10 protein-coding genes are annotated in these 14,818 nt (G+C 48.3%); all 10 read left to right on the top strand.

All coding sequences use genetic code 11. The features are described from left to right. The first annotated feature begins 34 nt into the window (after positions 1–34). The 10 genes from B5Z18_RS15155 (at position 35) to B5Z18_RS15110 (ending at position 14,769) form a co-directional block, all read left to right on the top strand. The gene (locus B5Z18_RS15155; RefSeq protein WP_079470327.1) at positions 35–997 is read left to right on the top strand and encodes a YheT family hydrolase; all 963 of its coding nucleotides are present in this window, start codon (positions 35–37) and stop codon (positions 995–997) included. 101 nt (positions 998–1,098) lie between these two features. Beyond that, positions 1,099–1,689: an RNA polymerase sigma factor gene (locus B5Z18_RS15150; RefSeq protein WP_079470326.1), complete on the top strand. Its 591-nt coding sequence runs from the start codon at positions 1,099–1,101 to the stop codon at positions 1,687–1,689. Positions 1,690–1,774: 85 nt separating this feature from the next. After that, positions 1,775–2,947, top strand: a complete 1,173-nt coding sequence (locus tag B5Z18_RS15145) for a FecR domain-containing protein (RefSeq protein WP_159454318.1) — start codon at positions 1,775–1,777, stop codon at positions 2,945–2,947. A 305-nt stretch (positions 2,948–3,252) separates the two neighbouring features. Next, complete coding sequence (locus tag B5Z18_RS15140; protein WP_079470324.1) at positions 3,253–6,606, top strand: SusC/RagA family TonB-linked outer membrane protein; 3,354 nt, start codon at positions 3,253–3,255, stop codon at positions 6,604–6,606. Between the two features lie 21 nt (positions 6,607–6,627). Next, entirely contained in the window at positions 6,628–8,190 is a 1,563-nt protein-coding gene (locus B5Z18_RS15135; protein WP_079470323.1) for a RagB/SusD family nutrient uptake outer membrane protein, read from the top strand. A 92-nt stretch (positions 8,191–8,282) separates the two neighbouring features. Next, positions 8,283–9,698: a glycoside hydrolase family 30 protein gene (locus tag B5Z18_RS15130; protein ID WP_079470322.1), complete on the top strand. Its 1,416-nt coding sequence runs from the start codon at positions 8,283–8,285 to the stop codon at positions 9,696–9,698. Between the two features lie 247 nt (positions 9,699–9,945). Next, the gene (locus tag B5Z18_RS15125; protein WP_079470321.1) at positions 9,946–12,594 is read left to right on the top strand and encodes a GH116 family glycosyl-hydrolase; all 2,649 of its coding nucleotides are present in this window, start codon (positions 9,946–9,948) and stop codon (positions 12,592–12,594) included. Positions 12,595–12,655: 61 nt separating this feature from the next. Continuing rightward, the gene (locus B5Z18_RS15120) at positions 12,656–13,213 is read left to right on the top strand and encodes a DUF1543 domain-containing protein (protein ID WP_079470320.1); all 558 of its coding nucleotides are present in this window, start codon (positions 12,656–12,658) and stop codon (positions 13,211–13,213) included. Beyond that, on the top strand, positions 13,210–13,749 hold the full coding sequence (locus B5Z18_RS15115; RefSeq protein ID WP_079470319.1) for a Crp/Fnr family transcriptional regulator: 540 nt from the start codon (positions 13,210–13,212) through the stop codon (positions 13,747–13,749). The genes B5Z18_RS15120 and B5Z18_RS15115 overlap by 4 nt, the downstream gene beginning before the upstream one ends. Positions 13,750–13,818: 69 nt before the next feature. After that, a complete protein-coding gene (locus B5Z18_RS15110) occupies positions 13,819–14,769 on the top strand; it encodes a quinone oxidoreductase family protein (RefSeq protein ID WP_079470318.1) in 951 nt (316 codons plus the stop codon). Positions 14,770–14,818 lie beyond the last annotated feature (49 nt).

Genomic DNA, 14,818 nt, shown 5'->3' with positions numbered 1-14,818 from the left:
CGGATTAAGGAGTTTGAATTCGTAATTTTGCGGGATGCCCGTATTACATAACTCAGATTACCAGGCGCCTTTTTTATTACAGAATCGCCATATGCTCACCATCTATCCCTCTTTATTCCGCAGCATCCGGCCGGCGGTGTACAGGAGGGAGCGGATTGCTACGCCCGATGCTGATTTCCTGGATCTGGATTTCAGTGAGAAGGGGCATGAGCGTATTGTAGTGATCCTGCATGGACTGGAAGGCAATGCCAGTCGCAAGTATGTGCTGGGGATGGTGCATATCTTCAATAGCGCCGGTTTTGATACGGTGTCCATGAATTTCAGGGGCTGCAGTGGTGAGCCGAACAAAAATCTCCGTTTTTACCACAGTGGCGAAACGGAAGATCTGCATACCGTGATTCAATACCTGGGGTCGCTGAAAAAGTACAAGGCCATTCACCTGGTGGGCTTTTCACTGGGAGGGAATGTAACATTAAAATATTTGGGAGAAAGGGGCGCGTCGCTGGATAGTGCGATAAAATCGGCTGTAGCCATTTCTGTGCCGTGTGACCTGAAAAGCGGCTCTGCGGAGCTGGAGAAAAGACACAATATTATATATATGCAGCGCTTCATCCGCGACCTGGGAGAGAAGCTGCGGTTGAAGGAGTTGCAGTTTCCGGGGAGCATCAGCCTCGACCGGTATGCGGATATCCGGTCGTTCCGGCAATTCGATGATCGCTATACAGCGCCCATGCATGGATTTAAAGATGCCCTTACCTATTGGGAACAATGCAGTTCCCGGCCGTTGCTGCCTTACATCCGGATACCGGTATTGGTAATCAATGCGAAAGATGATCCGTTCCTGGGGAAGGAGTGTTATCCTTATGAGATAGCGGCCGACAGTCCATACCTTTTCCTGGAAACCCCGCACCAGGGCGGCCATGTGGGATTTGTAAAATTCGGGGACGATTTTTACTGGTCGGAAAAAAGGGCGCTGGCATTTATACAGGAAGCGTAAACTATACACCAGTGTTGTGAAATTCGTGTTATTTGTATTTCCCGTGGTTTTTTATAATTTACACCGGAACGGTGTGCATCATTAAAACCTGTTAAACTCATATGGAGCGAATGCCATCTGAAGAAGAAGTGTTGTTGAGGATGATAGGGGGCGACGAATTGGCTTTTTCCAGTATCTACCGGCACTACCATTCTTCTCTCTATATCTACCTGTTACGCTTTTGCAAAGTGCCTTCCCTGGCGGAGGACCTTGTTCATGATGTATTCCTGAAGATATGGGAAATCAGGGAACGGATTAACCCAAAGCTTTCTTTCAGCGGTTATCTTTACAGGATTGCCCGTAACCACGTTTTTAAAACCATCGCCAAACTGGCTACCGATGAGCAAATGCGCGAGCAATTGTTTTTGCAGCTCTCTCACCACGATACCGGGTTAACTGATCTGACGGTAAGGTCGCGGGAGTACGACCGCCTTTTCCAGGAAGCATTAAGCCGGATGACCAGCCAGCGGCAAAGCGTATTCCGCCTGTGCCGGCAGGAAGGCAAAACATATGATGAAGCCGCCGCCATATTAGGTATTTCCCGCGATACCGTAAAGAAGCATATGGTTCTCAGTATGCGGTTTATACAGGATTATATCTTCCGTCATGGCGATATCCTGGTGGCTACCTATCTTCTTACCACCATTATTTAAAAAATATTTTCCCGGAGGGGTACCCTCTTTCTTCATTTCCGGATATTATATGCAGGGCCTGTATTCAAAAGGTTCTGGCATAATAATGAATTTACCGGAAGACTACCAGGAAGCACTATTGCAAAAATACCTCGATGGGCAATGCAGCCCGGAGGAAATAGCCACCTTATATAGCTGGCTGCTGACCTCTGATGCGCATAAGCCTTTGTTGTCAGTGATGCAACAGGATTTTGAGCGTATCATGCAGGAGCGGCCGGCTGTTCCGGAAGAACTGAGCAACCGGATAGAAACCCGGTTGTTGCAATCTATCAGTACCAGTAAGGAAGAAGCGGTACCGATGCGGGTATCCTTCCGCCGTAACTGGACGATAGCAGCTACAGTAGCCTTGTTGGTAACATCCGGCATTACTTTGTTTTACACCCTGCGTAAGCCTGCAGTACCTTTACCGGCTGCTCCGCTCATCACAGACGTAATGCCGGGTACCAACAAAGCCATACTTACACTGGCCGATGGCTCGGTGGTTACGCTCGACAGTGCAGGCAAACAGGAGATCCGGCAGGGTGCAACGGTAGTGAAGCAACAAAACGGAAAACTCGAGTACGCTGTGTCCGGCGATCATGCATCAGTTGGATATAATACACTGAAAGTACCACGCGGCGGGCAGTTCACCGTGGAATTGCCGGATGGCACACAGGCATGGCTCAATTCAGCCTCCAGCCTGCGTTATCCAACTGCTTTTACCGGTAATAACCGCACCGTGGAAATGGAAGGGCAGGGCTATTTTGAAGTAAAGCAGGATGCGAAACATCCGTTTATTGTAAAAGTAAATGCCATAGAAGTACAGGTACTGGGCACTGCGTTCGATATTATGGCCTATGCCGATGAAGACGCCGTGAAAACCACTTTGCTCAGTGGTGCAGTAAAAGTGAAGCTTGGTAAGGCAGAAAAGTACCTGCGTCCCGGCGATCAGGCAGCTATCAGTAACAGCACCGGCATGATGTCGGTATACGCTGCAGATGTAGCGGGGGTAACCGCCTGGAAGACCGGATTCTTTGAATTTGACAATGCTAATATAAATGTAATTATGAGACAGTTAGCCCGCTGGTATGATATTGAGACAGATACAAGAAATGCAGACAACAGGCTATTCGGTGGGAGGATCAACAGGAACCTGCCGCTATCGGAAATGTTGAAACTGCTGGAAGCGAGTGGTGCGAAATTTAACCTGGAAGGAAGAAAATTAACCGTAATAAAATAACAAGACAACACTTTTAATATTTGCTAATTATTGCAGCTTCCACGTTGCGGCAATCCACGTAAAAACTGATAAATTTCAAACAGATGACAACAACCGAAACAAGTTAACCGGGGAAGGTATGTCCGAAAAAAACCGGAAGTGCTCGCAACACTCCCGGTATGGCCTGGGCATTCCCTTGAGTTTCAGTCCCTTAATCAAAGAACTTCATTACAAGAATTCCCAAACACTACAAAAGTATGCAATTAAACTTTAGTGGTATAATTTCCTGTACCCGGAAATTACTATCAACCAAAATGTTCTGCGTTATGAAAATGACCGCCTTTTTGCTTCTTACAGCTTGCCTGCATATCAGCGCAAAAGGATTGTCGCAGCAGATCACACTCTCGGAAAAAAATGCACCCCTGAAAAAAGTGCTGAAAGAAGTGGCCCGACAAGCGGGTATATCTGTGGTGTATGACGAAGCCTTATTGTCTTCATTTGCGCGTGTTAGCGTAAATGTCAGCAATGTATCGGTAAAGGAAGCCCTGGACATCTGCCTGAAAAATCAACCCCTGGCCTATGTCATGGAAGGAAAGCGCATCACCCTGGTAAATATACTTCCGGGAAAAAGCGCCGATTCCAGTATAACCGTTACCGGTAGTGTGTTATCTGAAACAGGCGAACCCATTCCGGGAGCTACTATCCGTGTACAGAATGCCGGTACCGGAACTGCGGCAGATGCTGAAGGTAAATTCAGTATCAGAGTACCCAACAATAAAAGCCTATTGCTGGTATCTTTTATCGGATACGACAGTAAAGTAGTAGCGGTATCCAACAGTCCTTTGAGTATTCGCCTGAAACCCTCCAATACTGCGCTCACAGAAACGGTAGTAGTGGGTTATGGTATTCAGAAGAAAAGTGTGGTGACCGGCGCTATTTCCAGCGTGCGTGCTGCTGATATTGAATCCCAGCCCGTAACCCGCGTGGAGCAGGTACTCCAGGGCCGCACGTCCGGCTTAACAGTGGCAGCCAGTTCCGGTCAGCCGGGTTCGGCGTCGTCTGTCCGCGTGAGAGGCATCACTTCTTTCAACAACAATAACCCGCTGTGGGTAATAGATGGCGTAGTGGTAGATAATGGCGGCATCGGCTACCTGAACCAATATGATATTGAATCCGTGGAGGTGCTGAAAGATGCGGCTTCCCAGGCTATTTACGGTGCACGCGCCGCTGCGGGGGTTATCCTCGTAACTACCAAAAAAGGCAAGAGCGGTAAAATATCCGTGAGCTATAATGGTTACTTAGGCACTTCCGCACCGGCACATAAACTGAAACTGCTGGATGCCACGCAATACGCCACTTTAAGAAATGAAGCGGTTACAAATGATGGCGGTACCGCCCCTTTTGCCAATCCTTCTTCCTATGGCAAGGGTACCGACTGGCAGGCTGAAATATTTAACAACAGCGCTATCCGCCAGAATCATGAACTGAGCATCAGCGGCGGCAGCGAAAAATCTACGTTCTATTCCTCCTTTGGTTACCTGAAGCAGGAAGGTATCGTGGCTTCCGATATCTCCAAATACGAACGGGTTAACTTCCGTCTGAATTCCACGCATAAAATTACTCCCTGGCTTACCTGGGGCGAAAACGTTGGTTATTCTTATGAGAAATCAACCGGCATAGGTAATACCAATAATGAATTTGGTGGACCGCTGAGTTCCGCCATCAACCTGGATCCGATTACCAAAGCCGTGATCACCGATCCGGCAGAATCTGCCGGAGGCGCATACACACAAACAGGCGCCCGGAAAAATGCAGCCGGACAGTTTTATGGCATCTCCGACCAGGTGGCGCAGGAAATTACCAATCCACTGGCTTATATCAGTACCCGTCTTGGAAATTACAACTGGTCGCACAACGTGGTAGGTAATACTTTCCTGGAAATGGAGCCGGTTAAAGGATTGAAATTCCGCTCTACTGTAGGTGCAAAAATTTCCTTCTGGGGAGATGAAACATTTACGCCTATTTATTACCTGAACAGTTCTTCCAAAAATACCCGTACCTCTTTTAACCGCGGCCAGCATCAGAGCTATGCATGGAACATTGAAAATATCGTTTCCTATACCCGCAGTTTCAATAAGCACAACATCACGTTGCTCGCAGGGCAGGGCGCTTATATGGATAACCGGTTGAAGGAACTCAATGTAATGTTCTACGACATCCCGGCCACAAATTTTGAAGAGGCATCGCTTAACTTTAAATCGTCAGCGGCCAACCGTATCTCCGATGGTAAGGAAAATATTGATCACCGCGTATCTTCCCTCTTCGGACGTATCAACTACAACTATGCAGAAAAATACCTGGTAGAAGGTATCCTGCGCCGCGACGGTTCCTCCCGCTTCGGCCCCAACCACCAGTATGGTATCTTCCCTTCTTATTCATTGGGATGGGTGGCCTCCAAAGAAAGTTTCTGGCCGGAAAATAAAGTGGTGGACTTCCTCAAATTCCGCGGCGGTTACGGTACAGTAGGTAGCGATGAAATAGACGACCAGGCATTTGCTTCTACTATCGGCAGCGGCAGGAATTATAATTTTGGTCCGCTCGGTTATACCGTTGGTTACAGCCCCAATGCACCGGCCAATCCAAATCTGAAATGGGAATCCACCAGTCAAACCAATATCGGTTTTGAAGCTACGCTGTTACGCAATATTACACTGAGCTTCGACTGGTACAACAAAAAAACAAAAGACATCCTGATGAAGCCCCGCCTGCCCTTATTTGTAGGCGCTATCGACAACTCCGCGGCCAACGTGGGCAGCATGGAAAACAGTGGCGTGGAGCTGGAACTGGGCTACCACGGGAAGATCGGTGAAGTGGAATTTTCTGCCAATGGGAATGCTTCCTACATGAGAAACAAAGTAACCTATCTCGGTGATGGTGTAACCCGCTTAAACGATAAGGAAGAAAGGTTCCAGAACATGCCCGAAATTGTAAGAACAGAAATAGGCCATGCTTTCAACTCTTTTTATGGTTATGAATTAATGGGCATTTTCCAGAATCAGCAACAGATAGATGCCTACACCAATAAAACAGGCGGCAAGATCCAGCCATCTGCAAAACCAGGCGATTTCCAGTTTGCAGACCTCGATGGTGATGGCAGCATTTCAGATAAAGACCGGACTTTCATCGGTAATCCCACTCCGAGCTGGACTTATGGTTTAACCATCAGCGCCGCATACAAAGGATTTGATATCATCGCATTTGGCCAGGGCGTTAACGGCAACAAAATTTTCCAGGGATTACGCCGCCTGGATATTCCAAAAGCAAACTGGCAAACCAAAGCCCTGGAACGCTGGACACCGGAAAATCCTTCTACTACTTATCCACGGCTTACCGCTGCTGATCCAAATAAAAACTACAGCAGACCTTCTTCTTTTTACCTGGAAGATGGCAGCTACTTCAGGATTAAAACATTACAGATAGGTTATTCACTGCCGTCAACGCTGGTGAAGAGAACCGGGTTGCAGAAAATACGTGTATACGTGATGAGCGAAAACCTGCTCACCATTACCAAATATACCGGGTACGATCCTGAAATAGGCGGTACCAACGCGTTGAGCATCGACCGTGGCGTATATCCGCAGGCACGCTCCTTTATGGGTGGTTTGAATGTTACTTTCTGATAATTTTAAAGCTGATCAAAAATGAAAAAACGAAACTTAAAATATATAGTAGCCATAGCGGCAGGCATGCAGTTAATGAGCAGCTGCAGTGATAAATTCATCACCGTTCCTCCCAAAGGAAGTTTCCTGGAAAGTACTTACTACTCCAATCAACAGGAAGCATTTAACGGGTTGGTAGCGGTATATGACATGGTGGGCTACCAGGCCGGCAACTATACCACGAAGATAGGCGCTATGGATGCTGCATCAGACGACCACTGGACCGGTGGCGCCAGTCCCAGTGATATTAATGTGTTCCAGGTAATGACCCGGTTAGACCTGCTTACGCCGCTTACCGGTCCGCAGGATGAACTCTGGAAGAGAGGCTTTTCAGGCATCAGCCGCGCCAATATCCTGTTATCCAAGCTGCCGGGAGTACCAATGGATGAAAATCTGAAAAAGAGATATGCTGCAGAAGCAAAATTACTGCGTGCGTATTTTTATTTCGACCTGGTGCGCTTATTCAGGAATGTACCGCTGATGACAGCGCCACTTCCTATTGACGATGTAAAGAAAGTAACCCAGGCCACACCGGAAGAAGTATACAAACAGATTGAACAAGACCTGAAAGATGCCATCGCTGAAGCCAGTCTGCCGGACGTGCCGCCACGCCTTACCGAAGGAGGCCGCGTAGGTAAAGGCGTTGCACATGCTTTGCTGGGGAAAGTATACCTGTATGAAAAAAAATGGACCGAAGCCGCTGCAGAACTTAAAGAAGTAAATGGCGAAACTCCCGGTCAGCCGAGCGCTAAATACAACTATACACTGGTACCGAATTTTGCCGATTTATGGAGATCAGAAGATGCCTACAAATTCCCCAGCGAATCTATCTTTGAGATATCCTATACTTCTACTTCCGGTGGTAACTGGACTTCGGGCGTAGCCAATACCGATGGAAATATCCTGAATATCCTTTGCGGTCCCCGCAGCCTGGTGGCAACACCCGCTACCAGTGAGGCTTCCCAGTATGTGGCCGGATGGGGTTTCCTGCTTGTATCCAAAGAACTGGAAAGCGTTATGCGGGGTGATCCGCGCTATAACGCCACCATCCTGGATATGAAAAGCCTCGTGACCGCAGGTAAAGCAACCTACTCGGAAAGTTTTGATAACACGGGCTTCTTCCTGAATAAATTTGTGGGCCGTACTGCCAACATCTCCCAGGGTGGTGGCAACATGGAACTGAACTTTCCGCAAAACCTGTATGAAATACGCCTGGCAGATACTTACCTGATGGAAGCAGAAGCCCGCGTGAAAGCAGGAGAAGGCAGTGGCAGCGGCAGTCGCGCTTATCAGTTGCTCAATGCCGTACGCGCCCGCGTTGGACTAACACCCGTAGATGCCACTTTCGACAATATCTTTAAAGAAAGACGTCTTGAACTGGCCGGAGAAGGACACCGTTTCCTCGACCTGGTAAGAACCGGGCAGGCATCCGCCGTACTGAACGCTATCGATAAAAGAAGCTTTAAACCTAAGAATGAAATATTGCCGATTCCTGCGCTGGAACTGCAAAACACAAGTCTGAAGCAGAGCAAAGAGTGGGAGTAATGATCCCTTCATTCAGGAGTTCCTGTATTTCTTCAAAAAAGAAGAAAATACGGGAATTCCTGAATACTTTTACCGATTAATAATCCTTTGCTATGATGAAGAGAACCGGACAACTGCTATGTTGCCTCGCCTTGCTGACAGGAAGTGTCCAGCCCGCAATAAGTCAGCAGAAAAAAAATAAAGAGATCCGTTACTGGTTAACATCTCCCGACAAATCCATTGCCCTGCAACAGCAGGCAACTACACTGCCGTTTACCACACAGGATAAAAATATGGCTACCATTGAAGTGGATGCCACAACAAAGTTTCAGCCGATAGATGGCTTTGGCTTTACCCTCACTGGCGGCAGTGCCACGCTGATCAACCAGCTGCCCGCCGCACAACAGGATGCCTTGCTGAAGGAATTGTTTCTCACAAAAGGTAATGGCATCGGCATTAGCTACCTGCGTCTCAGCATCGGCGCTTCCGATTTGAGCGCATCTGTATTTACCTATGATGATATGCCCGACGGACAAACAGATCCGGAGCTGAAGCATTTCAATATCAACGAAGAAAAAAAAGACCTGATCCCCGTACTGAAAAAAATTGTAGCACTAAACCCGGCTATTAAAATATTAGGATCTCCCTGGACACCACCTGCCTGGATGAAAACAAATAACTCGTTTATTGGTGGCAGCCTGAAACCGGAATATTACGGCGCTTATGCACAGTATTTTGTAAAGTATATAAAGACGATGAAAGCCGCTGGTATCACGATCGATGCCATCACCATCCAGAATGAACCGCTGCATCCTAAAAATAATCCCAGCATGCTAATGCTGGCGGAAGACCAGGCCATTTTTATCAAAGATCACCTGGGCCCTGCTTTTAAAAAAGCCGGTGTGAAAACAAAGATCATCCTGTATGATCACAACTGCGATAAGCCGGAATACCCGCTCACTATTTTAAGAGACAAAGCCGCTTATCCTTACATAGATGGTTCTGCGTTTCACCTGTATGGAGGCACTATTGATGCGCTGAGTAAAGTACACGACGAGTTCCCGGCTAAGCATCTCTACTTTACAGAGCAGTGGTCCGATGGTAAAGGCAGTTTCTCTCATGAGCTGAAAAACAATGTCAGCAAACTGATAGTGGGCGCCACCCGCAACTGGAGCCGCAACGTATTGCAATGGAACCTCGCTGCTGATGCGCATTGGAATCCTCATACGGATCAGGGCGGCTGCTCCCAGTGCCTGGGTGGTATTACCATTGATGGCCAGTCCATTTCCCGCAACTCCTCCTACTATGTAATAGGCCATGCTGCTAAGTTTGTGCCGGCTGGTTCTGTAAGGATTGCTTCAAATATTGCAGGGCCGCTTGATAACGTCGCCTTTTTAACGCCAGGAGGTAAAACCGTTCTGATTGTAGTAAACACAGATGCGGCTGCCCAGGATTTCCAGATTAAAGTAAAAAACAAAGCAGCTGCCGCTTCCTTACGCAGCGGAGAAGTAGCTACTTTTGTTTGGTAGCACGTGAAGGTTGTTTTACGCAGTTTAATCCGGAGTAAGACAAAATCCCCGCTGATGATTTATTCACATTTACTGACGCTCCCTTAACATACGGTGTAATCCTTACGGAAGGTTGTATATATTGCTTTACCACTGGTTATGATTAACATCCGGCAGGAGAATATGACATTGAACAATGAGAATAATGCCTGTAAGGCGTTATACCCCCGCGTTATACCCGTACTGCCTGGAAATAAAACACTTCTTTATGGGTATTGAACGTAGAAAATTTTTAAGAAATATAGGTTTAACAATGGCCGGCGCACTAACCGTGCGCCTGCCGGTGTTAGGCAGCGCTATGGCCGCCTGTGGCCACTTGTTGTTTACCCGGCAGCCGGATGCGGCCTGGATCGCTTCCCTCTACGAACGGGGCAATGCTACCACTTATCTCAAAAGCAGGAATGAGCTGCAATATATCGGTATGCCGGTAGGAGGGATCATGTGCGGTACCGTGTATCTCGGTGGTGATGGCCGCCTGTGGCTCTGGGATATTTTTAATAAAAACCAGGAAGGAATAGAACCCAAAGTAGTTAACTATAGTGCCAATGTGCTGGATGGTGGCAAAAAAGTGCGCTCCCGCGATGGGGCGTGTTATATTGAGCCATCAAAAAATATCCGGCCGCTGGACCAGGGATTTGCGTTGCAGCTTAGCTGGGGCGGACAAACCATTATCCGGAAGTTCGATGAGGAAAGCTGGCCTGAAATCAGTTTTGAAGCAACGTATCCGATAGCCACTATCCGTTATACCGATCCCGCGCTGCCGGTAGCGGTTACGCTGGAAGCATTTTCTCCTTTTATTCCTTTGAATGAAGATGATTCCGGATTGCCCGTTACCATTCTATCTTATAAAATAGAAAACAAGGATAGGGTGCCTGTTACCGCCACCATTCTCGGATGGCTGGAAAACAAAACGGCTATTTATTCTGCCGGCGATGCTCACGAACGTGTGAATACTTCTGTGAAAGGAAAGAACTGGCAGGGCATTTATGAAACGGTACGTACCAAAAGCGGCAATGATAAAGATTTTCAGCAACAGTACGACTACGGAAATTTTTGTATCGCGGCAGCGGGCAATAAAGTAATGGTAAGCCCGGCCATGCCCACCGGTGAATTAACGGACGCACATTTTTCCCTGATGTCTGCAAAGCAGGCAGTAAAAGGAACGGGAGAGAAGTTAACCGGTACCGTTGCCACCAGGCATGCCATACTACCGGGAAGGGCTATACGTACTGATTTTGCCATCAGCTGGTACGCGGCCAACCTGCATTTCAAAGACATCCAGGGAGAAGGACGCTACTACGCCAATAAGTTTACAGATGCTGCTGCAGTAATGAAATATGTACTGGAAAATTATGCCCGCCTGGCCGGAGAAAGCCGCCAGTGGAAGAATACCTGGTACGACGCATCGTTGCCGTGGTGGTTTATGGAGCGCACTTTTCTCAACATATCCACACTCGCTACTACCACGGCGCACCGCTTCAGGTCGGGCCGCTTTTATGCATGGGAAGGCGTGGGCGCCTGTGAAGGTACCTGCACCCACGTATGGCAGTATGCACAGGCTGTTGGCCGCATATTCCCGGCGCTGGAGCGCGATACCCGGCAACGGGTAGACCTCGGCATTGGCCAGATGCCCGACGGCGGCATCCTGTTCCGCGGCGAAGCAGAGAAGCGCCCCGCTATCGACGGACAGGCAGGCACCATACTACGCATTTACCGCGAACACCAGATGAGCAGCGATCATGCTTTCCTGCAACAAAACTGGCCCAATATAAAGAAGGCTACGCTCTTCCTGATCCGCCAGGACCGCAACAACGACGGCATGGAAGATACGCCGATGGAAAATACGCTGGATGCTGTTTGGGACGGGGAAATCGCCTGGATTGTGGGATTGTGCATCGCTGCCGTTAAAGCGGCTGCACTCATGGCCGCAGAAGTAAATGATACTGCATTCGCTACTATCTGTAACGACTATACGGAGAAAGGAAAACGGAACATGGAAACGCAGTTGTTCAATGGCGAATATTTTATTCATCAGCCGGATAAGGTGAAAGGAAGATCGGTGATCGGTTCTTACAATACTTGTCATATCGACCAGGTATATGGCCAGAGCTGGGCTTTCCAGGTGGGTATGGACCGGGTAATTGACCGCGAAAAAACATTGTCGGCTTTAAAAGCATTGTATAAATATAATTTTAAGGCAGACGTAGGGCATTATATAGCCGCTCATCCCGGAGGCCGGCCCTATGCCCTCGCAGGTGAAGGAGGCATGATCCTGAACACCAATCCCCGCAATGAGGAGTTTCCTTTTGGTGTGAAAGATGCGTGGCAGCTCGGGTACTTTAATGAATGCATGAGTGGCTTTGAACACCAGGTGGCAGCGCATATGATGGCGGAAGGCATGACCGATGAAGCGCTTACGCTTACCCGCGCTATACACGACCGTTACCACGCCGTGAAGCGCAACCCATTTAATGAAATAGAATGCAGCGACCACTACGCGCGCGCCATGGCCAGCTATGGCACTTTTGTTACCGCCAGCGGATTCCGTTATCATGGTCCTAAAGGTTTTATTGCTTTTGCACCTGCCATCAACCGGGAAAATTTTAAAGCGCCTTTTGTTACTGCCGAAGGGTGGGGCACTTATACACAACAGGGTAGTAATCATACGCTGCAGCTAAAGTATGGCCGGCTGCAAATAAATACCTTGTGCTTTCAGCGTACCGGTGTGAAACAGGTATTGTTGGGAGATAAGAAAACACCGGCCACTTTTAAAGAAGAAAATGGTTACGTTACTATTCAACTGGCCACATCACTGCAATTGAAGGCAGGTCAGCATTTTCATCTTACTATCGTATAATTTATGAAGGCATATGCAAGAACTAAAAATGCTGTATCTTTCTTACTGCAAACAGTAAAAAATGGCGGAGTTAAAATTGTTTATGCTGGTGTTGGGATGTTCGCTGGAAGGGCGTCATACAGAACAACACGATGTGTTTTTTGGGATCGGGCATCACCTGCGCGATCTTATCCCTGATATGAGGGCCTTCTGGCCGGAGGCCAAAGACAAACTGCACATCGATGGTTACAGGGAAGTGAACTTTGTGGATAACCATAGGATCAGGGTAGTGGAGAAAAAAGAAACCCTGCACCAGGAAATGCAATTGTTTTTCCTGAACCTGGGCGGTTATAAGCCCGATGAGATGGAAGAGTTTCATTACAAAATTCTCAGCGTACAAAAAGATATCGGCGCGTCGATCCGGGCATCCAAACAAACGACCTTTTACAAGCATACCTCTTTCGGAGAGGCTACCTCGCACGTTGATGATAAGTATGGCGTAGACGTGGATGATGTGCATAACGTAAAGGATATTTTACCGGCGCATCTGAAAGAAAAGTACACATTGGAAATTACACCAGCAACCGATGCGATCGCCGATCCTGTTCATCTCGGATATTTTCAGCTGCAACATTTATGAGAGGATCAGAATACATTGATTGGTCGCAGTACCGGCATCTCTATGAAGAAATCAGCGTACCCGCCAGATCCGTTTTGCTGGAGGAAGGCAAAGTATCCCGGTATGCCTATTTCATCATAGAAGGCGCCGTGCGCGTGTGGTTTAACAATAAGGGGAAAGATACCACTTTCCAGTTTTTCTTTGAAGGAGAGGGGGTGTCTTCCATTGAGAGTTTCCGTACCGGTCAGCCGAGTATGTGTACTATAGAAACCATTACTGCCGCCAGGCTCTATAAGATTTCCAAAGAAAACCTGGAGCTGGTAATTGACAGCACGCCGGGGTTAAGGCCAAAGATGGAAGAAATTATGTTTCAACGTTTGCTGCGTTACGCCAGCATGTTCATATCCCAGATCCGCGATACGCCGCAGGAGCGCTATGAGGCGCTGATCCGTGATCAACCGCACATCCTGCAAAGAGTTCCCTTGCAATACATCGCTTCTTATCTGGGTATTACCCCTGTGTCCCTGAGCAGGATCAGGAATAAACTCCACCGGTAATTTCTTAACAAATGTAAAGTGATCCTGTTTTTTCGTCGTGCACCTTTGTGATACAAAAATGCAAATAAGATGAATGCAGCAATTGTAACTCCCGGTCAGGTTCCTCAGTATGGATATTTCGCTGATCCTGTAGCTGGAGAAAAAGAACAGATCGTACAGGTAAAGGCCGCCGCTATACACCATGTGGTGAAATCCATTGCGGCCGGAAAGCACTATTCTGCGGGCGGCGATCAATCCCTTGTTCCCGGTGTGGACGGCGTGGGCCTGCTGGCAGATGGCTCACGTGTGTATTTCGGCGCCGTACGTAAGCCTTATGGCACTTTCGCGGAATTAAGCATCACCACGCAGGGTTGGAGCATGCCGCTTCTGGATGGCCTCCCGGATGCCACTGCCGCGGCTATTTTTAATCCTGCTATGTCGTCCTGGCTGGCACTAATCTACAGGGCGCAGCTGCAACCCGGAGAAACTGTGTTGATTCTCGGCGCCACCGGCACATCGGGGCAACTGGCAGTACAGGTTGCAAAATTGCTGGGTGCGGGCAAAGTGATTGCCGCCGGTCGTAATAAAGCCGTGCTGGAACAACTGCGCGCGCTTGGAGCAGATGAATGTATACCGCTGGATCAATCTCCCGAAAACCTTGTAAAAGCTTTTGCCGCTCAACCTTATGATGTGGTAATAGATTACCTGTGGGGAGAACCGGTAATGACGCTTATTACAGCACTAACGGGTAATAGCTTGAGGAAGGAAGCACCGCGCACACGCCTGGTACAGGTAGGCAGTATGGCCGGAGATCCTATTTCACTTCCTTCCGGGGCATTGCGCAGTTCGCGGCTGGAAATCATGGGAAGTGGCGGTGGCAGCGTATCTATAGAAGCCATCTTTAAAGTATTACCGGAAATTATGAAAAAGGCCGCTGAAGGAAAACTGCAGATTAACACTATAGAGATGCCGCTGAGTGAAGTAGCTACTGCCTGGGCACGCGAAGTTCCCGGTGGTAGCAGGCTGGTGCTTGTTCCCTGAGCCCCGCCGGTAATCACGGTTCATTAACCGCCTGTCATTAAGCATTTGA

Source organism: Chitinophaga ginsengisegetis (assembly GCF_900168065.1).
Classification (GTDB): Bacteria; Bacteroidota; Bacteroidia; order Chitinophagales; family Chitinophagaceae; genus Chitinophaga; species Chitinophaga ginsengisegetis.
Note: the sequence above shows the minus strand (reverse complement) of the source record. Positions and strands in the feature narration are given on the sequence as shown.